Source organism: Micromonospora arborensis, assembly GCF_003205615.1.
Classification (GTDB): Bacteria; Actinomycetota; Actinomycetes; order Mycobacteriales; family Micromonosporaceae; genus Micromonospora; species Micromonospora arborensis.
In genome coordinates, this window is the sequence record NZ_PYBV01000011.1 from 13,751 (window position 1) to 40,735 (window position 26,985).

21 protein-coding genes and 1 pseudogene are annotated in these 26,985 nt (G+C 70.3%); 7 read left to right on the top strand and 15 right to left on the bottom strand.

Going from position 1 to position 26,985, the window contains the following annotated elements:
• Positions 1-87: 87 nt before the first annotated feature.
• The 3 genes from sucD to icmB form a co-directional block, all read right to left on the bottom strand.
• Positions 88-975, bottom strand: coding sequence for a succinate--CoA ligase subunit alpha (sucD, locus tag C7C45_RS07980; RefSeq protein WP_110563005.1), 888 nt, complete (start codon positions 973-975; stop codon positions 88-90).
• A gap of 2 nt (positions 976-977) precedes the next feature.
• The gene (gene sucC / locus C7C45_RS07985) at positions 978-2,156 is read right to left on the bottom strand and encodes an ADP-forming succinate--CoA ligase subunit beta (protein ID WP_110563006.1); all 1,179 of its coding nucleotides are present in this window, start codon (positions 2,154-2,156) and stop codon (positions 978-980) included.
• A gap of 432 nt (positions 2,157-2,588) precedes the next feature.
• Positions 2,589-2,993, bottom strand: coding sequence for a coenzyme B12-dependent isobutyryl CoA mutase small subunit (gene icmB, locus C7C45_RS07990; protein ID WP_030491849.1), 405 nt, complete (start codon positions 2,991-2,993; stop codon positions 2,589-2,591).
• Between the two features lie 451 nt (positions 2,994-3,444).
• Here icmB and C7C45_RS08000 point away from each other — a divergent pair, with 451 nt between their 5' ends.
• Together C7C45_RS08000 and C7C45_RS08005 are read left to right on the top strand one after the other, a co-directional pair.
• Positions 3,445-4,152 carry a M23 family metallopeptidase gene (locus C7C45_RS08000; RefSeq protein ID WP_110563008.1) on the top strand — a complete coding sequence of 236 codons (708 nt, stop codon included), beginning with the start codon at positions 3,445-3,447 and terminating at the stop codon, positions 4,150-4,152.
• 327 nt (positions 4,153-4,479) lie between these two features.
• On the top strand, positions 4,480-5,196 hold the full coding sequence (locus C7C45_RS08005) for a M23 family metallopeptidase (RefSeq protein ID WP_244200307.1): 717 nt from the start codon (positions 4,480-4,482) through the stop codon (positions 5,194-5,196).
• A 105-nt stretch (positions 5,197-5,301) separates the two neighbouring features.
• On the opposite strand, the gene pcrA is transcribed toward C7C45_RS08005, so the two are convergent.
• A complete protein-coding gene (gene pcrA, locus C7C45_RS08010; RefSeq protein WP_110563010.1) occupies positions 5,302-7,707 on the bottom strand; it encodes a DNA helicase PcrA in 2,406 nt (801 codons plus the stop codon).
• A gap of 264 nt (positions 7,708-7,971) precedes the next feature.
• On the opposite strand from pcrA, the gene C7C45_RS08015 reads away from it, so the two are divergent.
• Positions 7,972-8,367: a chorismate mutase gene (locus C7C45_RS08015; RefSeq protein ID WP_208641103.1), complete on the top strand. Its 396-nt coding sequence runs from the start codon at positions 7,972-7,974 to the stop codon at positions 8,365-8,367.
• A gap of 210 nt (positions 8,368-8,577) precedes the next feature.
• Here C7C45_RS08015 and C7C45_RS08020 read toward each other — a convergent pair whose 3' ends face one another.
• The 7 genes from C7C45_RS08020 to C7C45_RS08050 all read right to left on the bottom strand — a co-directional run bounded on the left by C7C45_RS08020 (position 8,578) and on the right by C7C45_RS08050 (position 16,859).
• Entirely contained in the window at positions 8,578-9,591 is a 1,014-nt protein-coding gene (locus C7C45_RS08020) for an ABC transporter ATP-binding protein (RefSeq protein WP_110563012.1), read from the bottom strand.
• Positions 9,584-10,612, bottom strand: a complete 1,029-nt coding sequence (locus C7C45_RS08025) for an ABC transporter ATP-binding protein (RefSeq protein ID WP_110563275.1) — start codon at positions 10,610-10,612, stop codon at positions 9,584-9,586. Before C7C45_RS08025 ends, C7C45_RS08020 begins: the two co-directional genes overlap by 8 nt.
• Positions 10,613-10,637: 25 nt before the next feature.
• Positions 10,638-11,606 carry an ABC transporter permease gene (locus C7C45_RS08030; RefSeq protein ID WP_110563013.1) on the bottom strand — a complete coding sequence of 323 codons (969 nt, stop codon included), beginning with the start codon at positions 11,604-11,606 and terminating at the stop codon, positions 10,638-10,640.
• Entirely contained in the window at positions 11,599-12,525 is a 927-nt protein-coding gene (locus C7C45_RS08035) for an ABC transporter permease (protein WP_110563014.1), read from the bottom strand. Before C7C45_RS08035 ends, C7C45_RS08030 begins: the two co-directional genes overlap by 8 nt.
• A gap of 148 nt (positions 12,526-12,673) precedes the next feature.
• Positions 12,674-14,311, bottom strand: a complete 1,638-nt coding sequence (locus tag C7C45_RS08040; RefSeq protein ID WP_110563015.1) for a peptide ABC transporter substrate-binding protein — start codon at positions 14,309-14,311, stop codon at positions 12,674-12,676.
• Between the two features lie 593 nt (positions 14,312-14,904).
• The gene (locus C7C45_RS08045) at positions 14,905-15,591 is read right to left on the bottom strand and encodes a response regulator (RefSeq protein WP_030337843.1); all 687 of its coding nucleotides are present in this window, start codon (positions 15,589-15,591) and stop codon (positions 14,905-14,907) included.
• Positions 15,592-15,593: 2 nt separating this feature from the next.
• On the bottom strand, positions 15,594-16,859 hold the full coding sequence (locus tag C7C45_RS08050) for an ATP-binding protein (protein WP_110563276.1): 1,266 nt from the start codon (positions 16,857-16,859) through the stop codon (positions 15,594-15,596).
• Between the two features lie 155 nt (positions 16,860-17,014).
• On the opposite strand from C7C45_RS08050, the gene C7C45_RS08055 reads away from it, so the two are divergent.
• The 3 genes and pseudogenes from C7C45_RS08055 (at position 17,015) to C7C45_RS08065 (ending at position 20,847) form a co-directional block, all read left to right on the top strand.
• Complete coding sequence (locus C7C45_RS08055) at positions 17,015-18,838, top strand: PspC domain-containing protein (RefSeq protein WP_110563016.1); 1,824 nt, start codon at positions 17,015-17,017, stop codon at positions 18,836-18,838.
• A pseudogene (locus C7C45_RS08060) lies at positions 18,835-19,080 on the top strand (hypothetical protein); the annotation flags it as partial. The gene C7C45_RS08055 and the pseudogene C7C45_RS08060, both read left to right, overlap by 4 nt.
• Positions 19,081-19,593: 513 nt before the next feature.
• Positions 19,594-20,847: a phosphatidylserine decarboxylase gene (locus C7C45_RS08065; protein ID WP_110563017.1), complete on the top strand. Its 1,254-nt coding sequence runs from the start codon at positions 19,594-19,596 to the stop codon at positions 20,845-20,847.
• Positions 20,848-20,904: 57 nt separating this feature from the next.
• Here C7C45_RS08065 and C7C45_RS08070 read toward each other — a convergent pair whose 3' ends face one another.
• The 3 genes from C7C45_RS08070 to C7C45_RS08085 form a co-directional block, all read right to left on the bottom strand.
• Positions 20,905-21,843 carry a CDP-alcohol phosphatidyltransferase family protein gene (locus tag C7C45_RS08070; RefSeq protein WP_110563018.1) on the bottom strand — a complete coding sequence of 313 codons (939 nt, stop codon included), beginning with the start codon at positions 21,841-21,843 and terminating at the stop codon, positions 20,905-20,907.
• Between the two features lie 345 nt (positions 21,844-22,188).
• Positions 22,189-23,229 (bottom strand): NUDIX hydrolase, encoded by a 1,041-nt coding sequence (locus tag C7C45_RS08075; protein ID WP_110563019.1) that lies wholly within the window; start codon positions 23,227-23,229, stop codon positions 22,189-22,191.
• Between the two features lie 584 nt (positions 23,230-23,813).
• A complete protein-coding gene (locus C7C45_RS08085) occupies positions 23,814-24,764 on the bottom strand; it encodes an NUDIX hydrolase (RefSeq protein ID WP_110563020.1) in 951 nt (316 codons plus the stop codon).
• Between the two features lie 143 nt (positions 24,765-24,907).
• Here C7C45_RS08085 and C7C45_RS08090 point away from each other — a divergent pair, with 143 nt between their 5' ends.
• Positions 24,908-25,276: a PspC domain-containing protein gene (locus tag C7C45_RS08090; protein ID WP_110563021.1), complete on the top strand. Its 369-nt coding sequence runs from the start codon at positions 24,908-24,910 to the stop codon at positions 25,274-25,276.
• 7 nt (positions 25,277-25,283) lie between these two features.
• Here the strand turns inward: C7C45_RS08090 and guaA are convergent, their stop codons facing one another.
• On the bottom strand, positions 25,284-26,840 hold the full coding sequence (gene guaA / locus C7C45_RS08095) for a glutamine-hydrolyzing GMP synthase (RefSeq protein WP_110563022.1): 1,557 nt from the start codon (positions 26,838-26,840) through the stop codon (positions 25,284-25,286).
• Between the last annotated feature and the right edge of the window lie 145 nt (positions 26,841-26,985).

The following is a 26,985-nucleotide window of genomic DNA, read 5'->3' on the forward strand; positions in this document are numbered from 1 at the left end:
GCCTACGGTTCGTTCGGCGCCCCGGTGGTACGCCGGAGGGGGCCGACCAAGCTGCGGTCGACCCCCTCCGGTGTTGCCTGGCCCGGCTCAGCTGCCGGACATGATCTCCCGCATGAGGCGGGCGGTCTCGGTCGGCGTCTTGCCGACCTTGACGCCGACCGCTTCCAGCGCCGCCTGCTTCGCCTCGGCGGTGCCCGCCGAGCCGGAGATGATCGCGCCGGCGTGACCCATGGTCTTGCCGGGAGGGGCGGTGAAGCCGGCGATGTAGCCGACCACCGGCTTGGTGACGTTGGCCTTGATGAACTCGGCGGCCCGCTCCTCGGCGTCACCGCCGATCTCACCGATCATCACGATGGCGTCGGTCTCCGGGTCGGCCTCGAACGCCGCCAGGGCGTCGATGTGGGTGGTCCCGATGATCGGGTCACCGCCGATGCCGACGCAGGTGGAGAAGCCGATGTCGCGCAGCTCGTACATCATCTGGTAGGTCAGCGTGCCGCTCTTGCTGACCAGGCCGATCCGGCCGGAGCCGGTGATGTCGGCCGGGATGATGCCGGCGTTGGAGGCACCCGGCGAGGCGATGCCCGGGCAGTTCGGCCCGATGATCCGGGTCTGCTCGCCCTTTGCCACGTTGTACGCCCAGAACGACGCGGTGTCGTGCACCGGAACGCCCTCGGTGATCACCACGGCCAGCGGAATCGCGGCGTCGATCGCCTCGACCACGGCGGCCTTGGTGAACTGCGGCGGCACGAAGATGACAGTGACGTCCGCCCCGGTCTCGGCCATGGCGTCCGCGACGGACGCGAAGACCGGCAGCTCGGTGCCGTCGAAGTCGACCTTCTGGCCCGCCTTGCGCGGGTTGACGCCGCCCACCACGTTGGTGCCGGCGGCGAGCATCCGCCGGGTGTGCTTGGAGCCCTCGGAACCGGTCATCCCCTGAACGATGACCTTCGAGTCCTTGGTCAGCCAGATAGCCATGTTCAGACCCCCGCAGCTGCCAGCTCGGCGGCCCGCTCGGCCGCACCGTCCATGGTGTCCACCCGCTGCACGAGCGGGTTGTTCGCGCCGTCCAGGATCGCCCGGCCGGCCTCGGCGTTGTTGCCGTCGAGACGGACGACGAGCGGCTTGGTGACCTGCTCGCCGCGCTGCTCCAGCAGGGCCAGCGCCTGGATGATGCCGTTGGCGACCTCGTCGCAGGCGGTGATGCCGCCGAAGACGTTGACGAAGACGCTCTTCACGGCCGGGTCGGAGAGCACGATCTCCAGCCCGTTCGCCATCACCGCGGCGCTCGCGCCGCCACCGATGTCGAGGAAGTTGGCCGGCTTGACGTTGCCGTGCCGCTCACCGGCGTACGCGACCACGTCGAGGGTCGACATGACCAGACCCGCGCCGTTGCCGATGATGCCGACCTCGCCGTCGAGCTTGACGTAGTTGAGGTCCTTGGCCTTGGCGGCCTGCTCCAGCGGGTCCACCGCGGCCTGGTCGACCAGTGCCTCGTGGTCCGGGTGCCGGAACGCCGCGTTCTCGTCCAGGCTGATCTTGGCGTCGAGCAGCAGCATCCGGCCGTCGCCGTTCTTGGCGAGGGGGTTGACCTCGACCAGCGTGGCGTCCTCGGCGACGAACGCCTGCCACAGGCCGACAGCGATCTCGACCACCTGGTCGGCGACCTCGGCCGGGAAGCCGGCAGCGGTCACGATCTCGCGGGCCTTGGCCTCGTCCACGCCCTGCACGGCGTCGATCGGGGCCTTCACGACCTTGTCGGGGGTCTCGGCGGCGACCTGCTCGATGTCCATGCCGCCGGCGACGCTGGCGATGCAGAGGAAGGTGCGGTTCGCCCGGTCGAGCAGGTACGAGAAGTAGTACTCCTCGGCCACGTCCGCGGTCACCGTGATCATGACCTTGTGGACGGTGTGACCCTTGATGTCCATGCCGAGGATGTCGGTGGCCCGAGCCACCGCCTCATCCGGGCCCTCGGCCAGCTTGACGCCGCCGGCCTTACCTCGGCCGCCGACCTTTACCTGCGCCTTGACGACCACACGGCCGCCAAGACGTTCGGCGATCGCGCGGGCCTCTTCCGGGGTAGTGGCGACGCCGCCGGCCAGCACGGGCAAGCCGTGCCGCTCGAACAGGTCCCGCCCCTGGTACTCGTACAGGTCCACGATTGCGCGTCCCGTCCCGTCTCCGCGGCGCGCCGTCGCGCCGCCACCAGCGTTCAGAAAACAGCTTGACGCCTGTCATCAGTTGAAACAGGCCATTGGCCGCAGCCTAGCGAGGTCGGCACCACCGGCAACCGAGCGGGTGCGCGGTGTGCGGTAATGCACAACCGGGCATCGGATGCGGCCGGTTTCCGGCCACGATCCGGGCGGCATCAACCGTCCGGGCGATGTTGCCAGGGTTGCGTAACCCGGCCGTGGGGGCGTCGTTGAGTCAGGTGTCGGAGCGCTGAACAGCGCAATGACGGGAGACGGCCGATGCCCTGTCGGTCGAGGGGTGGCGGCGGGGCATCGTGCATAGAGGGGCCGGACGTGTGAGGGGTGCGTCCGGCCCCTCCCCCGTGCCCAAATCCGGCCGCCGCAGCAGACCGGCGTGCCTCAGGAGACCGGCTGCGCGACGTTCTGTCGAACCCACTCGACAATCGCCTGAGTGGTGGCGCCCGGCGTGAAGATCTTTGCGACGCCCAGTTTCTCCAGCTCGGGAATGTCGCCGTTCGGAATGATGCCGCCACCGAACACCACGATGTCGCGGGCGTCCCGCTCACCGAGCAGTTCCAGCACCCGCCGGAAGAGCGTCATGTGCGCGCCGGAGAGGACGGACAGGCCGACCGCGTCGGCGTCCTCCTGGATGGCGGTCTCCACGATCTGCTCGGGGGTCTGGTGCAGGCCGGTGTAGACGACCTCCATCCCGGCGTCCCGCAGGGCACGCGCGACGACCTTCGCGCCCCGGTCGTGGCCGTCCAGGCCGGGCTTGGCGACGACGACCCGAATACGAGAGCTCATCAGCGCACACCTTTCACCGGCTTCACGGCCTTCACCTGAACGAACGGTAACCCGGCGGACCCAGCCCTGGAAATCCGGGCCGGGAACCCGGTCTCCGTGACGACCACGGCCCCGGGGGACCACCAGGGAAGTCCCGCCAGCACCACCATCCCCTGCTCCCGGCGCTGCCCGCAGTCAAGCCGGACGACTCCGCCGGACCGGTCACGCTCGGCGACGAACGGGCAGCAACGGGGGCACCGTTCAGCGGCGCGATGCATGACAATCATGGACGCAAACGGACAGATCGACACGCCAATTTGGCGGTCTAGCTTGTGGCTGGCCTGGTGGTTGGCTAACGTGTCCACGGTTGTCATCAGGTCCATGGACGGGTGACGACGCGGTCAGCAGACGTTCAGCACAGCTTCACGAACGTCCACCGGCCGCTTCGGAACCCCGACAACGGAGGGTGTGCGTGCGCCAGCGCCTGTCGTCTGAGCCCGATCGATATCGCGGTCGTCGCCGCGTACCCACCCCACCGCGTAGCCGTTACGCCGCTGTCGTCACCACCGCGTTCGTCGGGGCCGGCATCGTCGCACTCGGCGCGAGCGCCCTGCCGGACGCCAAGGACGTCAGCCCGACGGTGCTCGACGAGCTCAAGCAGGCGTCGGTCACCAGCCAGGAAGCGGCGGATCGCGCGGACAACGCCGACCGCGCCTCGCGGGACAGCCGCAGCAAGGACAGCGCCGAGCCCGAGGTGTGGCTGCTGCCGCTGCAGGGCTACGACTTCAACTCCCCCTACGGGGTGCGCTGGGGCAAGCTGCACACCGGCGTGGACCTGGTCGCCGGCGAGGGCACGCCCTATGTGGCGATCCACGACGGCCTGGTCACCAAGGCCGGCTGGTTCGGCGGGTACGGCAACGCCGTGATCGTCCGGCACGCCGACGGCAGCGAGGCCATCTACGGCCACTCCTCCGCGGTGAGCGTCAAGGAAGGCCAGCAGATCAAGGCGGGCGACCAACTCGGCCTGGTGGGCCAGACCGGCCACGCCTACGGCACCCACCTGCACCTGGAGATCCATGTCAAGGGCCAGCCGGTCGACCCGGTGCCCTTCCTCCAGCAGCGCGGAGTGGACATCAAGCTGCAAGTCGAGGCAATTTACAGCGAGGTAGCCGCCTCCTGACGTTGCGTAGCGACCGATGACCGCCTGGATCTGTCGATCCGGGCGGTTTTTCGTTGCGCGGCCCGGCGCGATGTCTGCCAGGTCACAAGCGGGATTGTGACCGGCGACACCCGGTGGCATGATCACTTTTCCGGATGTAGCACCGCACAGCGGGTCATATCCGGGCACGCGGCCCACCGTCCATCGCCCGGCCGTGCGGTCCCCCTACCGGCCCCCGCCCGGCCCGACACCAGTATTTCGAGGTCAAGTGCCCCTCGACTGTGAAGGCCCGCCGTGCAGGAAGACAGCCCCGTCCAGAACGAGAACACCCCCGACACCACCACCCGGATCGAGCAGCCGCAGCGCGCCGTCCGTCGGAACCGCCTCATCGTGCTCACGGCCGCCGCTCTGGTGGCCCTCGGCCTCGGCGGCGTCGCCGTCGCCACCACCGGCACCGACCACCCGGCACCCGCCGCCGTCTCCCTCGACGCGCAGTCCCGGGCCGAGGCCGCCAGCCGGGCGGACCGCTCCGCTCGCGAGTCGAGCACGCTGGCCAGCCCGACGGCGGGCCCGTCAACGGCGAGCCCGTCAGCGGCAAGCGCCAGCCCGACGAAGACGGCCACCGCGAAGGCCAAGCCCAAGCCGAAGAAGGCCACCAAGCCGACGCCCGCCTGGGTCGACCCGATGCCGGGTGCGGCCGTCACCTCCTGCTTCGGGCAGCGCTGGGGCACCCTGCACGCCGGTATCGACCTGGCGTTGCCCTCCGGTACGCCGATCCGCGCCGCGGCCGCCGGCACCGTGACCCAGGCCGGTGACGCCTCCGACGGGTACGGCAACTCCGTCTTCATCGACCACGGCAACGGGTACCTGACCCACTACGCCCACCAGAGCCGCATCGCGGTCACGGTCGGCCAGGCGGTCAAAGCCGGCCAGGTCATCGGCTACGAGGGCGCCACCGGCGATGCCACCGGCCCACACCTGCACTTCGAGGTGCACCAGGGCATGTGGAACCAGATCGACCCCGCCCCGTTCATGCGGGCGCGCGGAGTCGACCTGGGCTGCTGAGGCGTCATCCCTGCGCGGTCCGGAACAACATCAAGGAAAGAGTGGCCTCAGTGGTGCCGGAGGCCACTCTTTCCTTGCAACAGTGCGATCTTGCGGGCGGGCGGGTCAGAGCTTGTCGACCGGGGCGTGCCGCAGCACCAGCCACATGGTCTGGTCGCCGAAGTCGATCTGCGCACGGGCACCCGGGCCGTGCCCCTCGACGGCGAGCACCCGCCCCAGCCCGTACCGCTGGTGATTGACCCGGTCGCCGGCCGACACCTTCGGCCCCTGTGGCAACTCGCTGGCCGTGGTCAGCCGGCTGGCGTCCACGCCGAGCCGCTGGGCCAGCTGGGCCGCCTTCGGCGTGCCACCGGTGAAGGTGCCCCGCCCGCCGGGCGCGCGGTCCGCACGACCGCCGACGCCGCCGCCCCCGCCGGCCCACGAGGTGTACGACCCTTCGGTGCGCTCCCAGTGCACCAGCTCCGACGGCAGCTCCTCGAGGAACCGCGACGGCGGGTTGTAGGACGGCTGCCCCCAGGCTGAGCGGGTCACCGCCCGGGAGAGGTAGAGCCGCTGCCGGGCACGGGTGATGCCGACGTACGCCAGTCGACGCTCCTCCTCCAACTCGCGGGTGTCGCCCAGCGAGCGCAGGTGCGGGAAGACGCCGTCCTCCAGCCCGGTCAGGAAGACGACCGGGAATTCCAGGCCCTTGGCGGTGTGCAACGTCATCAGGGTGACCACACCCTGATGGTCAGGGTCGTCGGAGGGGATCTGGTCCGCGTCGGCGACAAGCGCCACCTGCTCCAGGAAGCCGGCCAGGGTGGCCCGCTCCCCCTCCTCGCCCAGCGCCTCGATCCGCTCGGTGTACTCCCGGGCGACGCTGACCAGCTCCTGGAGGTTGTCCACCCGGCCGGCGTCCTGCGGGTCCAGGCTCTCCTCCAGCTCGGTGAGGTAACCCGAGCGGGTCAGCAGCGCCTCCAGCACCTCCTCCGGCGTGCCGGTCTCGGCCAGCTCCCGGGCGCCGTCGAGCAGTGCCACGAAGTCGGCGATGCCGTTGGCCGCCCGGCTGGAGATGCCCGGCGCCTCCCGGGCCCGGCGCAGCGCCGCGCCGAACGAGATCCGGTCCCGACTGGAGAGCGCCTCGACACACGCCTCGGCGCGGTCGCCGATGCCACGGCGGGGGGTGTTGAGGACCCGCCGCAAGCTGACCGTGTCGTCGTCGTTGACCACCGAACGCAGGTACGCCAGAGCGTCGCGTACTTCCTTGCGCTCGTAGAAGCGCACCCCGCCGACCACCTTGTAGGGCAGGCCGACGCGGATGAACACCTCTTCGAAGACGCGCGACTGGGCGTTGGTGCGATAGAAGACCGCGACGTCGCCGGGACGGGTCTCGTCGGCGTCGACCAGCCGGTCGATCTCCCGGGCCACCCAGTCGGCCTCGGCGTGCTCGGTGTCGGCCACGTACCCGACGATCCGCTCGCCGGTGCCGGCCTCGCTCCACAGCCGCTTGGGCTTGCGGGAGGTGTTCCGGTCGATGACCGCGTTGGCCGCGTTGAGGATGGTCTGCGTGGAGCGGTAATTCTGCTCCAGCAGAATCGTCCGCGCGTCGGTGAAGTCCCGTTCGAATTCCAGGATGTTGCGGATCGTCGCACCGCGGAACGCGTAGATCGACTGGTCGGCGTCACCGACCACGCACAGCTCGGCCGGGTCCAGACCGTCGGTGCCGGAGACCAGCTCCTTGATCAGCGTGTACTGCGCGTGGTTGGTGTCCTGGTACTCGTCCACCAGAACGTGCCGGAACCGCCGACGGTAGCTCTCCGCGACGTGCGGGTGGGACTGGAGCAGGTGCACCGTGGTCATGATCAGGTCGTCGAAGTCCAGTGCGTGCGCCTCACGCAGCCGGCGCTGGTAGAGCGTGTACGCCTCGGCCAACGCGCGCTCGTTGGGCCCGGTGGCCCGCGCCGCGAACTGCTCCGGGTCGACCAGCTCGTTCTTCAGGTTGGAGACCTGAGCGGCCAGCCCGCGCGCCGGGTAGCGCTTCGGGTCGAGATCGAGCTCGCGGGTGACCAACTGCATCAGCCGGCGGGAGTCGTCCGCGTCGTAGATCGAGAACGTCGACTTGAGGCCGGCGTGCTCGTGCTCGGCGCGCAGAATCCGCACGCACGCGGAGTGGAACGTCGACACCCACATCAGGCGTGCCCGGGGCCCCACCAGGGCGGCGACACGCTCTTTCATCTCGCCGGCGGCCTTGTTGGTGAAGGTGATCGCGATGATCTCCCCGGGATGGACGTCCCGTGCGGCGAGCAGGTAGGCGATCCGGTGTGTGAGCACCCGGGTCTTGCCGGACCCGGCGCCCGCCACGATCAACAACGGCGAGCCGGCGTGGCTGACGGCGTCGCGCTGTGGCCCGTTCAGCCCAGCGAGCAACTGCTGCGGATCGAGGCGCGCGGCGGCCGGCCCAGGTCGGTGCGGGCGGGCCGGCGCGGACTCCGGCGCAGGCGGGGACACGGGAATGTCGAAGAGAGGATGCATCGCCCGACAAGTCTATGCCGCCGGCCAGACACTTCCCGCTCCGCTGCGCCGGTGTGGGGAAGGCCTTGCGCACCCGATGCCGACGTGGGCATACTCGACGGCGTGATCGCTGCGCGCTACTACTTTTACTATGGCACCGGGAGTCCGGCTGCCGTAGGTCGCGCCTGATCGATTCAGACCTGCTAAAGCCCCGGGCTCCTGGAGTCCGGGGCTTTTTCCGTCCCGGGTTTCGGGCACCGGGCACCACAGTGCGAGGGGTACCCGATGATGACAGACGTGATGGAGCAGAGCGGCGGCCCGATCCGACCCAAGGCTGAGCAGCCCGCGGCCAACGGGAGCGAGCCGGCGGTGTCCACGCCGCCGACGGTCCAGAACGTTGGGCCGGCCGAGCTACCGACCGGCACCGACGAGCCGGCCGCGTCGGCGCGAATCCTGGAGATCAGGGAACGGATCAACGAGATCGACAATGCGCTGATCGCGCTCTGGCAGGAGCGGGCCGCGTTGTCCCAGGAGGTCGGGGCGACCCGGATGGCATCCGGCGGTACACGTCTCGTGCTCTCCCGTGAGCGGGAGGTTCTGGAGCGGTTCCGGGTCGCGCTCGGCGCCGACGGCACCCAGTTGGCCCTGCTGCTGCTCCGCGCCGGCCGCGGCCCGCTGTGACGCGCGTGGCTCGCGGCGCCCCGCACGGCGGCTGAAGCCACGTGGGCCAGCCGCGCGCCCCGCTGTACGCCGCGACGGCGGGCCGCTGAGCCCCGGTGCGGCATCGAGGTGCCGGATGGCCGTTCGGCACGGGAGCGGCCCGCTCCAGGTCCTGGACAGACGAAACCGCCTGCCGTCGTCGTGGTGACGGCGGCAGGCGGTTCGGTTGACTCACGCCTCGGAAGTGGCGACGATCTCGCGCCGCTCCGCGAAGTGGCAGGCGCTCGGGTGGTCCGAGCCCTGCCGGATCTCCAGCAACGGGACCTGCTCGGCGCAGACGTCCTGCGCCTTCCAGCAGCGGGTCCGGAACCGGCAGCCCGAGGGCGGGCTGATCGGCGACGGCACGTCACCCGTAAGCCGGATGATCGTCTTGTTGTGCCGCTGCGTCGGGTCCGGCACCGGCACCGCGGAGAGCAGAGCCTGGGTGTACGGGTGGGTCGGCCGCTCGTAGATCTCGTCCTCGGTGCCGATCTCGACGACCTTGCCGAGGTACATCACCGCGACCCGGTCCGACAGGTGGCGGACCACCGACAGGTCGTGCGCGATGAAGACGTACGAGAGTCCGAACTCGCCCTGCAACTTCTCCAGCAGGTTCATCACCTGGGCCTGGATGGAGACGTCCAGCGCCGACACCGGCTCGTCGCAGACGATGACCTCCGGCCGCAGCGCGAGCGCGCGGGCGATGCCGATGCGCTGACGCTGACCGCCGGAGAACTGGTGCGGGTACCGGTTGATGTGCTCCGGGTTGAGCCCGACCAGGTCGAGCAGCTCCCTGACCTTGGCCCGACGGCTGCCCTTCGGGGCCACCTCCGGGTGGATCTCGAACGGCTCACCAAGCAGGTCGCCGACGGTCATCCGCGGGTTCAGCGAGGTGTACGGGTCCTGCATGACCAGTTGGATCTGCCGGCGGAGGCGCCGCAGCGCCCCGCCGGACAGCTTCGAGGTGTCCTGGCCCTTGTAGACCACGCTGCCGGAGGTCGGCTTCTCCAGGTTCATCAGCACCCGGGCGAGGGTCGACTTGCCGCAGCCGGACTCGCCGACCACGCCGAGCGTCTCACCGGCGCGCAGGCCGAACGAGACCCCGTCGACCGCCTTGACCTGACCGACGGTCTTCTTGAACACCACACCCTGGGTGACGGGGTAGTGCTTGACCAGGTCACGGACCTCGAGGATGTTCTCAGTCACGGTTCACCAGCTCCTCGGCGAAGTGGCAGGCGCTGGCCCGGCCGCTGCCCACCTGCAGCAGCGGCGGGACCTTCTCACGGCACACCGGCTGAGCCATGGGGCAACGCGGGTTGAACGGGCAGCCCGGCGGGATGTTCATCAGGTTCGGCGGGAGGCCCTTGATCGTCCGGAGCTGCTGCCCCTTCTCGTCCATCCGCGGGATCGAGTCGATCAAGCCGATCGTGTACGGGTGCGCCGGCTTGGCGTACAGGTCGTAGACGTCGGCTTCTTCGACGATCCGGCCCGCGTACATGACCGCGATCCGGTCCGCGACGTCGGCGACCACGCCGAGGTCGTGGGTGATCAGGATCATGCCCATCTGCCGCTCACGCTGAAGCTCGGCCAGCAGGTCCATGATCTGGGCCTGCACGGTCACGTCGAGCGCGGTGGTCGGCTCGTCCGCGATCAGCACCTCCGGGTCGAGCGCCAGCGACATCGCGATCATCGCGCGCTGCCGCATACCGCCGGAGAACTGGTGCGGGTAGTTGTTGAACCGGCCCTTGGCGTTCGGGATCTTGACCTGGTCGAGCATGTCGATCGCGCGCTTCTTGGCCTCCGCGCGACCCATGCCCCGCCGGATCCGGAACTGCTCGGCGATCTGGAACCCGACGGTGAAGACCGGGTTCAGCGCGGAGAGCGCGTCCTGGAAGATCATCGCGATGCCCTCGCCGCGAATGCGGCGGCGCTCCTCGCTGGACATGCCGAGCATGTCCTTGCCGTGGAAGCGGACCTGCCCACCGGTGACGAACCCGGGCGGCGTGTCGAGGATGCCCATGATGGTCTGCGCCGTGACGCTCTTACCGGAGCCGGACTCGCCGAGCACGGCGAGGGTCTCCCCCGCGTCGACGTGGTACGTGACCCCGTTGATGACCTTTGCGACGCCGTCCCGGGTGCGGAACTCCACCCGCAGGTCGTCGACCTCGAGCAGCCGACCGGAGGGACGTCCGGACCCGCCGGATCCCGGCGCGGACTGCTCAGACACGAGAATGTCGGACACTGGATATCCCCTAGCGGAGTTTCGGATCGAGGGCCTCGCGGACCGCCTCACCGAGCATCACGAAGCTCAGCACTGCGGTGACGAGGAACGCGGCGGGGAAGAAGACCAGCCCTGGCGCGACCCGGATGAAATCCTTACCGCCGCTGATCATGATGCCCCAGGACACCACCGGCGACTTCAGGCCGACGCCCAGGAACGACAGGGTGGCCTCGGCGCCGATGAACGAGCCGACCATGATCGTGCCGTAGACCAGCAGCGGGGCCAGGCAGTTCGGCAGCAGGTGCTTCAGGATGATCCGGCCGGTGCCGGCGCCCAGGGCGCGGGCCGCGACGATGTAGTCGGCTTCCTTGGTGGCGAGCACCGAGGAGCGCATCAGCCGCATGACGACCGGCCAGCTCAGCACGATCAGCGAGACGGTCACCAGGCTCATGATCTGGGCCTTGCTGTTGCCGGAGCCCGAACCGTTGAACGTGGTCAGGATGACGATCGCGCCGAGCACGAAGGGCAGACCGAAGAAGACGTCGGCGATCCGGCTCAGCAGACCGTCCACCCAGCCACCGCGGTAGCCGGCGATGATGCCCATGGCTCCGCCGACGAGCAGCGTGCCGAGCACGGAGAGCACGGCGACGATGATGGAGGCGCGCGCACCGTAGATGGTCCGGGCATACACATCGCGGCCCTGCACGTCGTAGCCGAACCAGCCATCGGCGGACGGCTTCTGGAGGCTGCGGGACAGCGATCCGTTGACGGCGTCGCCGGGTGCGAACAGCGACGGGACGGCCGCCATCAGAAGGAAGATCACGATCAGGGTGACCGAAATCCAGAACAGCGGCTTGCGCCGCAGGTCCCGCCAGGCGTCACCGAGCAGGCCACGCGGCTTGTCGTTGCTCTGCGGCTGCCCCGCGGTGGCGGGGGCGGCGGATTCGGTCGGCTGGGCGCCAGGGGTGCTGACGATCGATGCGGTACTCGGGTCACTCATAACGAATCCTCGGGTCCAAGGCGGCGTAGAGCAGGTCGACCAGCAGGTTCATCACGAGATAGACCAGCACTAGGATGACCACGATGCCCACCACGGTGGCGCTTTCCTTGGTCACGATCGCGCGATACACCGATCGGCCGATACCGTTGATTTGGAAGATCCCCTCGGTGACGATCGCGCCGCCCATCAGGGCGCCGAGGTCGGTGCCGAGCAGGGTCACCACCGGGATGAGCGAGTTGCGCAGCAGGTGAACCCCCACCACCCGGCGCATCGGCAGGCCCTTGGCGATGGCCGTACGCACGTAGTCCGCGCGACGGTTCTCCGCGATGCTCGTACGTGCCACCCGGGCGATGTACGCGACTGACGCACTACCGAGCACGAAGCCCGGCACGATCAGTTCGGACCACCGCATCTCGGAGGAGACGGTCGGCTTGACGATGTGCCACTGCACGCCCAGCAGCCACTGGAGCACGAAGCCGACCACGAAGACCGGCAGCGCGATCAGGAAGAGGGTGGAGACCAGGACCAGGTTGTCCAGGAATCCGTTGCGCCGCAGACCGGTCAGCACGCCGGCGCCGAGGCCGACGACGGCCTCGATGGCGAGCGCCACCAGGGCCAGCTTCAGCGTGTTGGGGTACGCGGTCGCGATGATGTCGCTGATCTCTTGCTGCGAGAAGGTCTGACCGAAATCACCCTGGAGCAGGTTCTTCATGTAGTTGGCGTACTGCACGAAGACGTTCTGGTCGAGGTGGTACTTGTCGGTCATGAAGGCGATGTACTGGTCCGGGCAGCGACGCTCGCCGCACTTTCCTGCAAACGGGTCGCCGGGGACAGCCCAGACGAGCCAGTAAATCAGGAACGTCGTACCGATGAAGACCGGCACGAGTTGCAGCAGCCGTCTCAACAGATAACGGCCCATGGGGTGGTCCTCCAGACAGGGGGCGCGTCGGGCGGCCGACACGGTGGTGACAACGTGCGAGTGGGGTGTTGTGACACCCTCTCGCGGAACGGCCCCGGGTCGGGCTCACCGGATGTGGCGAGCCCGACCCGGGGTCAGACCGTTCGGATCAGAGCACGACCGAGGTGATGTCGAGCTCACCGACGTTGTTCAGCTCGAGCTTCTTGATCTTCTCCGAGTGGCCGGACTGCTGACCGTAGAAGTAGATCGGGATGCTCGGGACGTCCTGGTCGACCTTCTCGACGGCCTTGGCGAACGCCTCGTGCGAGGCCTCCAGGCTCGGCGCGGAGCTGGCCTGCTTCGCCAGGGCGTCGACCTCCTTGTTGCTGTACAGGCCGTCGTTCGAGGAGCCACCCGTGACGTAGAGCGGGTTGATCCAGTTCTCGACGTCCGGGTAGTCCTGCTGCCAGGCAGCGCGGTACGGGCCCTTCATCGCGTGGGCGTTCACGTTCTGGCGGAAGACCGCGAAGGTCGGCACACCCTCGGCGCGAGCGTTGATGCCGAGGTTGGTCTTGATCTGCTGCGCAACGGCGTCCATCCAGTCACCGTGGCTGGAGTCGGCGTTGTAGTAGAAGACCATCTCACCGGTGAAGCCGCCGGCCTCGGCCAGCAGCTGCTTGGCCGTGGTCGGGTCGAACTTGCAGGCGGTGCAGTTGCCCGGCTTGGCGCCCGGGGTCAGCGGGTTCGCCCAGCTGTCGGCCGGCTTGCGGGTGCCGAAGAAGATCTTGTCCGAGATCTCCTGCCGGTTGATCGCCAGCGACACGGCACGACGCAGCTTCGGGTCCTTGAAACGCTGGTCGTAGAACGGGAACGCGATCAGCGCGGTCGACGGCGTGACGGTCGAGATGCCCCGCTCACCGAGGTCGGTCTTCCACTTGTCACCGGCGAGCGCCGAGGTGGGCAGCGACTCCAGGAAGTCCAGGTTGTTGGAGAGCACGTCGGCGTAGGCAGCCGTCTCGTCCTGGTACAGCTTGACGTCGACGTCCTTGATCTTCATCTTGTCGCGCAGGTTGTAGTCGTCGAAGCGCGTCAGCTTGATGAGGACGTTGTCGCTCCACGACACGAACTTCACCGGGCCGTTGCCGATCGGCTTCTTGCCGAACTCCTCGGGCTTCATGGTGAAGAAGGCGTCCGGCAGCGGCATGAAGGCGCTGTAGCCGAGCTTGGTCGGGAAGACCGCGGTCGGCGCTCCCAGGGTGACCTCGAAGGTCTGGTCGTCGACGACCTTCAGGCCGGACAGCTTCTCAGCCGTCGGCGCCGGGGCCTTCTTCGGACCCTCCGCGCCGTCCGGGTCAGACGTGTAGGTCTGCTCGAAGCCCTGGATGTCGGCGAAGAAGGAGCCGTTCTGCGCGCCGTTCGGCGAGTAGGCGGCCCAGTTCCAGGCGTCGACGAAGTTCTTCGCCTTCACCTCGGTACCGTCGTGGAACTTGGTACCCTTCTTGATCTTGATGGTGAAGACCTTGGAGTCCGTCGTGGTGATGGACTCGGCCAGCGCGTTGCGCGGGGCCCCACCGTCGTTCGGGTACTCGACCAGGCCGGTCCACAGCCAGTCGACGATCTTGCCACCGCCGGTCTCCGTGGTGTTCGACGGAACCAGCGGGTTCTCCGGCTGGACACCGTGGACGACGATCGCGCCGTCACCGCTGGCGGCAGTATCGTCGCCGCCACCGCTCGAGCAACCGCTCGCGACAAGCGCGACAGCCGCGCTGAGCGCGATCGCGCTCGTCGCCCGCTTCGAGACTCTCATTCCGAGGGGCCTCCTCTTTCTAACCAGGTTCCGTCGTGGGTTTCACGCACGTTTGGGGGTGACACCGCCCGACCACCCCGGGGCGCGGGTCGCCGGGACCACAGGGAAGTTGGGGACACCCCTGATGTTCCGATCCGCCGGGCTCCCCCGCCAACGAGGCACGACACGACGCAGAAGGCACGGCCACGAACCGTCGCAAATCGACGAGGACATGGTCATGGGCCGTACGGAGTGCCACACACCGATGGTGAGGTGCTGCCACTGTGACACCCACTGGCCGCTTCCGTGAAGGTGCCGTTATCAAGCCGTTAGTTGCCCGCCACGTTGCCGATACTTGAAAAATGATCATAAAACGGCTGGTGCGGGTCGCTCTGACCAGGAAATACCCGGGATCGCCCGAGCACCCGGCCACGCCCGGCCTCAAGCCCGGCGCGCCGCCCGGGGTTCATTTCTGCCCGTTAGGACGTCCGTCACCGTTCGCGTTTCCGCCCATCCGGACGAGGTCGACTACGGCTCTACGGGTACGATCGCCGGCCGGGTGGCCGAGGGCGCAAAGATCATTTATCTGATCCCCCAGCCAGCGCCGCGCAACGTCACACGAGCCGGCGATCCGCCGCCCAGCGGGAAAGCTCGTAGCGGTTCGACATCTGAAGCTTGCGCAACACGTTCGACACGTGCGTCTCCACCGTCTTGATGGAGATGAACAGCTCCTTCGCGATCTCCTTGTACGCGTACCCCCGGGCCAGCAGCCGAAGCACCTCCCGCTCACGGTTGGTGAGCTGGTCCAGCTCGGGGTCGGCCACCGGGGCGTCCGGTCGGGCCGCGAAGGCGTCCAACACGAACCCGGCCAGCCGTGGGCTGAACACCGCGTCCCCGTCCGCCACCCGGCGGATCGCCGCGGCAAGCTCGTCCGGGGAAATGGTCTTGGTGACGTAACCACGAGCACCGGCACGGATCAACCCGATAACGTCCTCCGCCGCGTCGGAGACGCTCAGCGCCAGGAACTTGACCTGCGGGTGGGTACGCCGCATCGCCTCCAGCACCGCGCGTCCGCCGCCGTCGGGCATGTGCACGTCGAGCAGCACCACGTCCGGTCCGACAGCGGCGATCCGGGTGACCGCCTCGGCCACGGTGCTCGCCTCGCCCACCACCTCGACGTGGGCGCCCAACTCCGCGCGCACCCCGGCCCGGAACATGGCGTGATCGTCCACCAGGAACACCCGCAGCCGCTCGGGGCGGGCATCCGCCGGGTCGAGGTGCTCGGTCGACTGCTCGGCCATGGTCATCTGTTCCTCTCCGCTGCGGACGAGTCCCGGGAGATCGGCAGGATCAACCGGACCTCGGTCCCCTCCCCCGGGCCGGACCGGATTTCGGCCCGTCCGCCGTGCCGCTTCATCCGCCCGATGATCGAGCCGCGTACGCCGTGCCGGTGGTCCTCCACGGTATCCGGATCGAAGCCCTTCCCCCGGTCCCGGACGAAGACGCTGACCTGATCGGGCTCCACCTCGGCATAGAGCGACACGGTCAGCACGCCGGCGTGCCGGGCCGCGTTCACCAGTGCCTCCCGCGCGGCCGCGACCAACGCCCCGACCTTCTCGTCGGTCTCCCGGTCCCCCACCACCACCGTCTCCACGGTGATGGCGTAGGTGTCCTCGACCTCGGCGGCGGCCTGCTCCAGCGCGGCGGCGAAACGTTCGCTCGGCGACGCGGTGGGCTTGTAGAGCCAGTTACGCAGGGACCGTTCCTGCCCTCGGGCCAGCCGCTGCACCATCTTGACGTCGGCAGCGTTGCGCTGGATCAGCGCCAACGTGTGCAGCACCTGGTCGTGCACCATCGCGGCCAACTCGGCGCGCTCCTGCTCACGGATGCGCCCCTCGCGCTCCGAGCGGAGCTGGCTGTACGTCCGCCAGAGCACTGGCGCGGCGACCACGCCGACCCCCGCCAGCCCGACCAGCGCGAAGATCACGCCGTTGATCACCGCATCGAAGTTCTGCGCTGGCGAGTAGACGGCCGCGACGCCGATGATGCCGACCGCGACCAGCACTCCCCCGCCGATGAAGCGGAGCACGAACGCCCGCCGGTCACTCTCCTCGACGACCGCGCCGAGCCAGGGCACCGGCATCGCCTCACCCCACTGCCGCCGCCGCTCCGGCGCGGACTGGTGCCAGATGACCCCGGCGCCGACCGCGATGATGGCCACCAACCAACCGGCGGTGCCAGCCGCACCCACCGAGTCGAAGACCATCACCTGGATCAACAGGACACCGAGCCCGATCCCGACGAACGGCAGGAGTTGAGCGACGTCGCGCCGGGGCGGTACCGCGGTGTCACCGGGCCGCAGCGGCACCACGGCCCAGAAGGCCGCGTAGAGCAGCAGGCCGAGCCCGCTCAGACCGAGCAGCACCATGAACGCGACGCGCACCCGCAGCACCGAAATGCCGAGATGGTCAGCGATACCGGCGGCGACGCCGGCGGCCATCCGGTGCTCGGGGGCGCGGTAGAGGCGCGGGGGCGGAGTCACGGTGCTGATCGGAGGCTCCCTGCTCATGGTGGCGGGCTGGTCGAGGTCGGTGATCCGATCGTCACACGCTGCGGCGTCCACGACCACGGGGACGCCCCCGACATTCCGGCCGCCGTATCTCAGGGTGGGGTCAGGGTCGGGTCCTGAGGTCGTTCGGGTTCACCTGGCAGCAGGATCGAAGCATGACCGAGGAAGCTGCCCCGCCACCCCGACCGGGGTCGGCACAGCCGGGCGGTTCGACACCGCCTCCGCCAGCCGCGACGCCCGCCCAATGGACCGAGCCCAGCACGTCTGGTCCGTACACCGGCTCCGGCCCGACCGCCGACGGCGCACCAGCCGCCGGCTACGGGCCGCCCGCTGCCGGCTACGGCCCGGGCCCGGGGTTCGCGACCGGCACCGGCTACGGGGCCGGGGGCACGCCACCCGGGCCGGGTGGTCCCGGTCCGTCCGTGCCGCCACCGCCGCTGGGCGGCGCTGGTTTCACCTCGCGGTACGGGCTGGTCCGACCGCGTGACGGGCGGTATCTGGCCGGCGTCTGCGCGGCGATCGGACGAGCCACCAACACCGATCCGGTCCTCTGGCGAGTGCTGCTCGCAGTGCTCGGGTTCTTCGGGGGCATCGGCATCCTGGTGTACGTCGCCGCCTGGTTGATCATCCCGAATGAGGGCGACACCGCGTCCCCGATCGAGTCCATGCTCGGGCGTGGCCGCTCCAGCATGTCGCCGGTGACTGTGATCGTGCTGGGCATCCTGGCCGCGGCCAGCTTCGGCTACATCGTCACCGACGCCTTCCGCGCGGTGCTGCTCGGCGCGGCCATCCTGGTCGCCGGCGCGCTGCTGCTCAACCGGGACAGCCGCAACAACCCACCGGCGGGCCCCCCGGGCGGGCCGGCACCGTCCGCGCCGTCCGGCACCCCGCCGGGACCGGTGCCGCCGGTGGCCTGGCCCGCACCGTCGTACGGCACGGTCCCATCGACCGGCCCGCTGCCGACCACGCCGATGGCCAGCACTGATCCGGCGTACGCCACCGCGACGACGGCGGCGGCGCCCACCGCCACCACCCCGGCGTACGAGGTGCAGCCGACCAGCGTGCCGCAACCGTCCGCCACGGCGCAGCCGGTGTCCGGCACGGGCCCGGTGTCCGGGCAACCGGCCGGCTCGACGACCGTCGGGGCAGGCTGGCCGGCGCCCACCACGGGCTTGCCGGGCACCAGCACGCCCAGCGCCGGCTGGCCGTCGGCACCGGTGACCGGTCCCCCCGCTACCCCGCCCGGCTATCCGACCGCCGCGCCGCCATCGGGTTACCGTCCCCCGTTCGCGCCGCACGGCCCGTACGCCTCGCCAGCCCCGGCCGCGTCCCCACCGCCCAAGCCACCGAAGCCGCCGAAGCGCCCCCGGGAGCGTTCGCCACTCGGCGCGGTGACCTTCTCGCTGATCTTCCTGATCCTCGGTGTGGTCGCCCTGCTCAACCTGCTGGACGTCTTCCCCATCAGCGCCTCGGCGTACTTCGCGGCCGCGCTGGCCACGATCGGGCTGGGGCTGCTGGTCGGCACCTGGTTCGGGCGGGCCCGCTGGCTCATCGCGCTCGGCCTGGTGACCGCGGCGGCGCTCGGCACGGCGACGGTCGCCGAGTCCTACGACCGGATCCGCGGGGTCGACGGCGCGGTGACCTGGGCACCGACGGACTACCGCGACCTCGCCGACCGGTACGAGAACAGCTTCGGTGACGCCGTGCTCGACCTGCGGGGGATCGACTTCGCGAAACGGGACAGCCAGGTGACGGTCGCGATCAACTTCGGCAAGGCGACAGTGGTCGTCCCGCCGAACGTGGACGTCACCACCGTGGCCGACGTCAACGCCGGCGACGCCACCATCTTCGGCAACCGTTCCGGCGGGCTGGACGGCCGCCTGCAGGAGAGCACCGACCTCGGCGTCGACGGTGCCGGCGGCGGGAAGTTGCGCCTGTACATCCATGTCAATGCTGGCAACCTGGAGGTGACCCGGTGAAGGCTCACCGCACGGATCTGGTGTCGTTCGCCTTCGGGCTCGTGTTCCTGGCGCTGTCCGCCTGGTGGCTGCTCGGTCAGATACTCGGGCTCGCGCTACCCGCGGTCGGCTGGTTCCTGGCCAGCGCACTGATCCTGATCGGCGTCTTCGGGCTGGTCGGCGCGCTGCGCTCCGGTCGGTCGGGCCGGCCCGAGCAGACCGCCGAAGCGGCTGCCACCGAGGCCGTCACGCCGGTCTCCGGTGCGTCCGTGCCGGTTTCCGGTGCCGCCGCGCCGACCTCGGGTGCGGCTCTGCCGGCCTGGGAAGCCCAACAGTCCACCTGGGACGCTCCCCTGCCGGGAAACGAGACGTCGACCACCGAGGTACGAGCGCCGGAGGCACCGACCACCGACGTGATCCACCCGGCCTGGCTGGCTCACCCGACGTCGGAGCCGCAGACCACCCCGGTCCCCGACGACGAGACCGACGAGCCGACCATCGGAATCCTCCGAGCGACGCCGGATGAGCCGACCCGGTCCGACCAATCGGTCGACGCGGTCGACGACGAACCGGGCAACGAGCGCGAGGGTCGACGCGGGGAGGGCTGACGTCGGGCGCCCTGCCGGCGTCGGCCTGCTCCACCGCCACGGCGGTGCGGCTGGCACGGACGGGCGCATATGCTGGCCGGTGGAGATCTCGCCTCCGCCGGCCGGCCCGTCCGCCATGGCGGTCCCGCCGCGATTCCCGTCTCTACCCCCGTCAGGAGCCCGCCCGACATGACCCAGTCCCCCGCCGTGCGTACCACCGGTCGGTCCGGTCCGGTACGCATCGGCGAGCGAGCCGCCCGTACCCTCGTCTCCGAGCTGGCCCGGATCAACGATTCCAAGGCCGCCCTGCTGGTCGGGGTGGGCCCGGAGTCCGCGGTGCTGGCCGCGGCGATCGAGGCGCTGCTCCCCGGTGACCGGCTCACCGTGGTGCCCACCGAGCCGCTCGGCGCTGCCGCGCTCCGCGAGCACGTCACCGCCCAGGGCCGCTGGGTCGCCGACCGGGTGGACGTCGTCGACTCACTGGCCGAGGCCGAGACCGCCGGGGTCGTCATCGCCGGCGAGGTGTTCACCGGCACCACCGAGGAGACCCGCAGCGGCATCGAGGGCCTGGCCAAATACCTGTCCGACGGTGCCGTGTTGAGCGTGGCGACCCTCGCCACGCCCGGCCGGACCACCGGCGCCGCCGCCGAGCTGGCTCGGCAGGACGCCCTCTACGGCGTCGGCGCCGACCTGGTGCTGCGCAACAACCCACCGGTACGCGTCTACCGACTGCGCTTCACCCCGGCCAGCCCCGCCGCGGCCGACAGGTTGACCCCCGCCCACCGGCCCTCGAGCGTGCCGCTGACCCGCGGCATGCACATCGACTCCAACGGCGTGGCCGCCGCCGGCATCGCGCTGGGCCTCGCGGCACTGACTCGGGTGGCGCGTCCCTCGTCCAAGCTCTGGCTACTGCCAGCGCTGGCCGCCGGGCCGGTCGCCGCGTTCTTCCGGGACCCGGAACGGGACGTACCGGAAGACCCGAACGCCGTTGTCGCCAGCGCGGACGGAAAGGTCCTGTCGGTGCAGCGACTGCACGACGAGCGTTTCGGCGACGGCGAGTGGCTGCGGGTCGCGGTCTTCCTGTCGGTGCTGGACGTGCACGTCAACCGTGCCCCGGTCGCCGGCAAGGTGGTGGACTACTTCGTCGCCGACGGTGGCTTCGTCAACGCCATGAAGCCGGACGCCGAGCACAACGTGGCGGCGTACACCGTCCTGGACACCGCTCGTGGCACCGTGGTTGTCGCGCAGCGCACCGGGCTGATCGCCCGCCGGATCGTCCAGCGCGCGCCGATCGGCGCACTGCTGGCCAAGGGCGAGCGCTTCGGTCTGATCCGATTCGGCTCACGGACCGACGTCTACCTCCCGGCCGACGCTGCGGACCCGCTGGTCGGGCCGGGCGACAAGGTAATCGGCGGGTCCACGGTCATCGCCCGCTGGCGCTGACCCACCAACGCAGAACGGGGCGCCGCTGTCCGCGGCGCCCCGTTCCAACTGCTGAAATCAGGCGGTACGACGCTGCCGCAGCCAGAGCACCGGCCCGCTGACGAGATAGCCCACCACGATCAGGGCGAACGTGAGTCGGATGTCGACCAGCGCGCCGATCACCGGAGCAAGCCAGAGCCACGGCGGCAGCTTCACCAGGCGGGCGAGCTTGGCGTACGGGAAGCTCGACACCATCGCGAAGGCAAGCAGCGCGACCCCGGCGACCAGCACGGCGCCGGGCACCGGCAGGCCGATCGCCACGGTCACGGCGAGCACCGCCGCCGCCATGGTGGTGGGCACGCCGCAGAAGAAACGGCCGTCCTTCGGCGAAACGTTGAAGCGGGCCAGTCGAATCGCGGCACACGCCGCGACCAGGGCGCACGCCACCGCCGCGGCGGCCGTGGAGACGGAGCCAGCGAGCGAGGCGTAGACCACGACCGGTGCGGCGAGGCCGAACGAGCACATGTCGGCCAGCGAGTCCATCTGCGCGCCGAACGGGCTGGCCACGCCGAGCCGGCGAGCCAGTGCGCCGTCCAGACCGTCGAAGCCGACGCAGGCGATCAGGCAGAGCGCGGCGATCCGCACCTCGCCCTGCATGGCCAGGAAGATGGCCAGCATGCCGAGCATCAGGCTGGCCAGCGTGCAGGCGTTGACCAGGCCGAACTTCATTCGGCGGGCGATGGTGCGCTCGCCGGGAAGCAGCGGGATCGACCGCGACGAAGCCTCGTCGGCGTGCGCCATCGGCGGCATCGCCGGGCTGATCGGCATGACCGCCTCGATCTCCGCTCGGCCGACACCCAGTGTCGGTCGGCTGAGCCGGTCCAGGCCGTAGCGACGGCGCTGCCGGTCGGCGTACCGACGCTCGGGCGGGGCCACGTCGGTCGCGTGCAGGTCACCGTCACGGCGACCGACCCGGACCAACAGCACCTGGCGGGCGAACGTGCTGCTGCGGCGCAACCGGCCCGCCCAGCGACGCCCTGCGGGGCGCGGACTGTCAGTAGTACGACGCCGGCGCCATGGGGCTCTCGGCACGTTTCCTCCATCACCGGATCGGCTGGCCGCCGTGGGGCGGGTGTCCGGCTGTCTCGTGCCGGACCCTGCGTGGCCCGGCAGCCGTTTTGCGGAGTACACCATCGCATAGGGGAACGTGGCTTGGCGATAGCTGCCGGCGGTACATCCAACTGGTTTAAACCGCTCGAACCGCTCGCTTATTCCCATCCCGGGCTTCATCGCCCGTTTCCTCCATCATTCCCGCCTTTGACTGTACCGGAGGGTCACCATCTCGGCTCGACGAGCCGCGTGCTATCCACCACTCTGTCCGATTGCCAAGGCAGCGATGTCGCTCAACGGCAGGTCAACAGCCTGGGCACGGGTGAACCAGCCAGCACGCGCCGTCGAACCTCCGGCAGATTCGGTGACCACCGCATCCGTAGGTACGTCCACCAACACCCGATAGATCACCCGTACGCCGTGCCAGTCCAGCGGACGACCCTCCGGGCCGAGCGCGGCAGGATTGTGCAGATTGTCCACACCGAGCAGCTCCACCACCCGGCCTAGTTGCCCACCCTCCTCGACCAACTCTCGGAGCAACCCAGTTGTCGGCTGCTCGCCGTGATCGGTGCCACCGCCGGGTAGGTGCCACTGGCCAGCACCGGGATAGCCTGCCGCGATCTGCGTGAGCAGGATCCGCCCGGCCGGGTCGGTGACCAGCCCGTACGCCCCGAAGCGCAGCCTGCGGTCGGGATGCGGTGACGGAAACGGCTCGTACGACCGGCGCGTTCCGGGCGGCAGCGGAGTGACCGGCAGGCCGAGCGCCTCGGCGCTGAACGGTGCCAACGGCAGCCGCGCCACCTCGGGCAGGGTGAGCCATCGAGCCTGGCCAACCAAGCCGCCTGCACCATCACCCAGCACGCCGTGACGCACTGTGCCGCCGCCCGATGCGCCGCCGCCCGATGCGGGGTCGCCCGATGCGGGGTCACCCGATGCGGGGTCACCTGACGCGCCCTCGCCTGACGCGCCCTCGCCTGACGCGCCGTCGCCTGATGCGCCGTCGCAGGCGCTGAGCTCGAAGAGCAGCCGGTCGGTGTGCAGCGCGACGTCGTCCTCCGGATAGGTGGTCACGTCGGCTAGCACTGCCCGCAGCGGACCCACGGCCACAGTCAGCGCGGTCTGCCCGGCGACCGCACGGACCACGGCGCACTCCGGGTGCTCGGCGTGCGCGACGGCACCACCTGGCAGCCGCCAAACCCCCGGGAACTCACCCTCGACATCGTCCCGGACCACCAGGACCCGGCCCGATTCCCACAAGATCCCATAAGCCCCGACGCGCCGCACAAGCTCCATCCCAGCCCACTCCGCTTCCCCCGCCAACCAGCCCGCCAACCAGCCCGTCGACCAGCCCGTCGACCAGCCCGTCGACCAGCCCGTCGATCATGAAGTTATCGCCGTCCATCTCGGCGTGTCCTGACAATAACCTCATGATCGACGCTGAGTGAGGGGGCGGGCGTGCAGGGAGGGGGCCGGGCGGAGGCGCATCGAACGATGATCCACTCCATTTCGCCGATGTCGCGGTATCCCGGCGCGGGGATACCGCAATGTCGGCGAAATGGAGTGGATCAGTCGGCCGCGCCGCTCGTTCGCGGGCTTCCGGCCGATCGTGCGCCCGGGTGGGCCGCCGCACGCACACGGACAGCCGGGAGCACGACAACCCAGAGGCGCGGCCACCCCCACCACGACCGCACACACGCACGGCCTACCCGATGCACGACCGTCCGCACGCACCGGCGTCGGGACGCCCGGACCCACCGCCCGCCAGGAGCCGAGGAGCCCAGGAGCGCAGGAGCCCAGAAGCCCAGCAGCCCAGCAGCCCAGAAGCCCAGCAGCCCAGCAGCCCAGGAGCCCAGGGACCGCGCCGGGTACGGCCGGGGTCAGGTGAGCTGGGCGGCTTGGACTGCTTCGGCGGTCACCTCGGTGAGGTGGTGGGTGGGGAGAGCGCCCAGTTCCTCGCGGGCGAACCAGCGGGCTTCGCAGGTGGACCCGCCCACGTCGGCCACGGTCAGCGGGTTGGGCTGGTCGACCACGACCCGGTAGAAGGCGCGGACCCCGTGCCAGTCGATCGGGTAGCCCTCGGGGCCGAGCGAGGCGGCGTCGCGGTGGCTGGCCACCCCGAGCAGCTCGACGAGGCGGCCAGCCTGGCCGGTCTCCTCGATCAGCTCCCGGATCAGCGCGGCGCCGGGCTGCTCGCCGTAGTCGGTGCCGCCGCCGGGCAGGTGCCAGCAGCCGGCACCCGGGTAGCCGTCGGAGATCCGGGTGAGCAGCACGCGACCGGCCGGGTCGGTGCACACCGCGTACGCGGCGAATCGCTGCGCCCGGTGCAGCCCGTCGGGGCCGGGCACCGCGTAGAAGGAGGGGAATTCGGGTGCTTCGTCGGGGACCACGTCGGCCGAGGAGGCGGGGAGCCCGAGGGCACGTGCGGTGAACGAGCGCAGCGGCAGCTCGCGCGCCTCGTCGAGGGTGTACCAGCGGGCCAGGTCGGTGGGGCGCTCGCCGACCCGGTCTGCGAGGGTGCCGCCCCGCACCGCCACCCGGTAGATCAGCCGGTCGGTGTGGATGGTGATGCCGCGCTCCGGCAGCGCTCGCATGTCGGCGAGCACGTCGGCCAGGCCGGAGACGGCGACCGAGAGGCCGGTTTCGGCGGCGGTTTCGCGGACCACCGTGTGGTTCGGGTCCTCGCCGTGGTCGACCGCCCCGCCGGGCAGGGACCACGTGCCGGGGGTGCCGGAGCGTTCCGACGCGCGGACCAGCAAGACTCGGCCCATTGAATCAGCACAGACTGCATATGCCGCGATCCTGCGGAGCGGCTCCAGCAAGGTGGTCACGGAAGCAAATTCTCCCCGGGCCGAGTTACCGGAACGGAAAAGAGTCGGATTCCTGACTGTCTGACCCTGCTCAGGGATCGGTCAGGGTAAGGATCCGGGCGGTCACCGAGGGCGGGCCGGGCACCGGCGCGGACCGTGGGGGTATGACATCCAGCACCGCTTCCCACGCCCCGTACCGGCAACTCCGCCGACCCACCACCGACCGCATGGTCGCGGGGGTCGCCAGCGGGGTCGGCCGTTACTTCGCCATCGATCCCACCCTGGTCCGGGTGATCTTCGCGGTCACCGGGCTGCTCACCGGCGGGCTCGCGCTGTTCGCGTACCCGATCATGTGGTTCCTGATGCCGGAGGAGCCCAGCGGCGCGCCGGCCTGGCCGCACGCGGCGGGCGTCGCGCCGCAGGCGGGCCCGCCGCCCACCGCCGGGCCCGCGCCGGGCGGGCCGGAGCCGGGGTACGCCCCGACGCCGCCCTACCCGCCGACGACCTCGTCCAGCGCTCCGCCGGCTGCCTGAGCGACGGTCACTCCCACTCGATGGTGCCCGGCGGCTTGCTGGTCACGTCCAGTACCACCCGGTTCACCTCAGCCACCTCGTTGGTGATCCGGGTGGAGATCCGGGCGACCACCTCGTAGGGCAGTCGGGACCAGTCCGCCGTCATCGCGTCCTCGCTGGAGACGGGGCGCAGCACCACGGGGTGACCGTAGCTGCGCCCGTCTCCCTGTACGCCGACGCTGCGCACGTCGGCGAGCAGCACCACCGGGAACTGCCACACCCCCCGGTCGAGGCCGGCGGCGGTCAACTCCTCGCGGGCGATCAGGTCGGCCTCGCGGAGCAGGTCGAGGCGCTGCTGGTCGACCGCGCCGATGATCCGGATGGCCAGGCCGGGGCCCGGGAACGGGTGCCGCCAGACCATCGCCTCGGGCAGGCCCAACTGCAGGCCGAGCGCGCGGACCTCGTCCTTGAAGAGTGTGCGCAGCGGCTCGACCAGGGCGAACTTCAGGTCTTCCGGCAGGCCGCCGACGTTGTGGTGGCTCTTGATGTTGGCGGTGCCGGTGCCGCCGCCGGACTCGACCACGTCCGGGTAGAGGGTGCCCTGGACCAGGAACTCCACGTCGCCGTGTGAGGCGATCTCGCGGGCCGCGGCCTCGAAGACCCGGATGAACTCCCGACCGATGATCTTGCGCTTCTGCTCCGGGTCGGTCACCCCGGCCAGGGCACCGAGGAACCGGTCAGCCGCGTCGACCACCTTCAGCTTGATGCCGGTGGCGGCCACGTAGTCCTTCTCGACCTGCTCGGCCTCGCCGGCACGCAGCAGGCCGTGGTCGACGAAGACGCAGGTGAGCTGGTCACCGACCGCCTTGTGCACCAGCGCGGCGGCGACCGCGGAGTCCACCCCGCCGGACAGGCCGCAGATGACCTCCTTGTCGCCGACCTGGGCCCGGATCAGGGCAACCTGCTCGTCGATGATGTTTTCGGGCGTCCAGGTCGGCTCGATGCCGGCGATGTCGTAGAGGAAGCGGGTCAGCATCTCCTGACCGTGCGCGGTGTGCCCGACCTCCGGGTGGAACTGCACGCCGGCCCGACGCCCGGCCAGGTCCTCGAAGGCCGCCACCGGTGCGCCCGCCGACTCGGCGGTCACCGTGAAGCCCTCGGGCGCCTCGGTGACGCAGTCGCCGTGGCTCATCCAGACCGGCAGGTCCGCCGGCAGGTCACGGAGGATCACCCCGGGGTCGAGGAGGCGGGGGCGCAGCGGCGTGCCGCCGTACTCACGGTTGCCGGTCTTCGTGACCGTGCCGCCGAGCGCCTGGGCCATCGCCTGGAAGCCGTAGCAGATGCCGAAGACCGGCACGTCGGCGCTGAACACGCCCGCGTCGATCTGCGGCGCATCCGGCGCGTAGACGCTGGCCGGGCCCCCGGAGAGGATGATCGCGGCGGGGTTCTTCGCCAGCATCTCGGCGATCGGCATCGAGTGCGGCACGATCTCGGAGTAGACCTTCGCCTCGCGAACCCGGCGCGCGATGAGCTGGGCGTACTGGGCTCCGAAGTCCACCACGAGGACAGGGCGAGGCAGGCTCATGTGCACAAAGCCTACCGACAGTCACGGACGCGTCGGGCGCGGGCCGGCCTTCCGGCGTGCCGCGGCGACGGCTCCGGGCGCAGCGGACGCCCGGAAAGCCCCCTAGCATCGATGCGGTCCGATGACGGCAGGACGGCAGGACGGG

Coding starts and splice junctions, on each gene's coding strand:
- C7C45_RS08055 (WP_110563016.1), top strand. CDS start 17,015: ATGACCGAGGAAGCTGCCCCGCCACCCCGACCGGGGTCGGCACAGCCG.
- C7C45_RS08045 (WP_030337843.1), bottom strand. CDS start 15,591: ATGGCCGAGCAGTCGACCGAGCACCTCGACCCGGCGGATGCCCGCCCC.
- pcrA (WP_110563010.1), bottom strand. CDS start 7,707: ATGCATCCTCTCTTCGACATTCCCGTGTCCCCGCCTGCGCCGGAGTCC.
- C7C45_RS08040 (WP_110563015.1), bottom strand. CDS start 14,311: ATGAGAGTCTCGAAGCGGGCGACGAGCGCGATCGCGCTCAGCGCGGCT.
- C7C45_RS08050 (WP_110563276.1), bottom strand. CDS start 16,859: ATGAGCAGGGAGCCTCCGATCAGCACCGTGACTCCGCCCCCGCGCCTC.
- guaA (WP_110563022.1), bottom strand. CDS start 26,840: ATGAGCCTGCCTCGCCCTGTCCTCGTGGTGGACTTCGGAGCCCAGTAC.
- icmB (WP_030491849.1), bottom strand. CDS start 2,993: ATGAGCTCTCGTATTCGGGTCGTCGTCGCCAAGCCCGGCCTGGACGGC.
- C7C45_RS08030 (WP_110563013.1), bottom strand. CDS start 11,606: ATGAGTGACCCGAGTACCGCATCGATCGTCAGCACCCCTGGCGCCCAG.
- C7C45_RS08075 (WP_110563019.1), bottom strand. CDS start 23,229: ATGGAGCTTGTGCGGCGCGTCGGGGCTTATGGGATCTTGTGGGAATCG.
- sucD (WP_110563005.1), bottom strand. CDS start 975: ATGGCTATCTGGCTGACCAAGGACTCGAAGGTCATCGTTCAGGGGATG.
- C7C45_RS08065 (WP_110563017.1), top strand. CDS start 19,594: ATGACCCAGTCCCCCGCCGTGCGTACCACCGGTCGGTCCGGTCCGGTA.
- C7C45_RS08090 (WP_110563021.1), top strand. CDS start 24,908: ATGACATCCAGCACCGCTTCCCACGCCCCGTACCGGCAACTCCGCCGA.
- C7C45_RS08015 (WP_208641103.1), top strand. CDS start 7,972: ATGATGACAGACGTGATGGAGCAGAGCGGCGGCCCGATCCGACCCAAG.
- C7C45_RS08035 (WP_110563014.1), bottom strand. CDS start 12,525: ATGGGCCGTTATCTGTTGAGACGGCTGCTGCAACTCGTGCCGGTCTTC.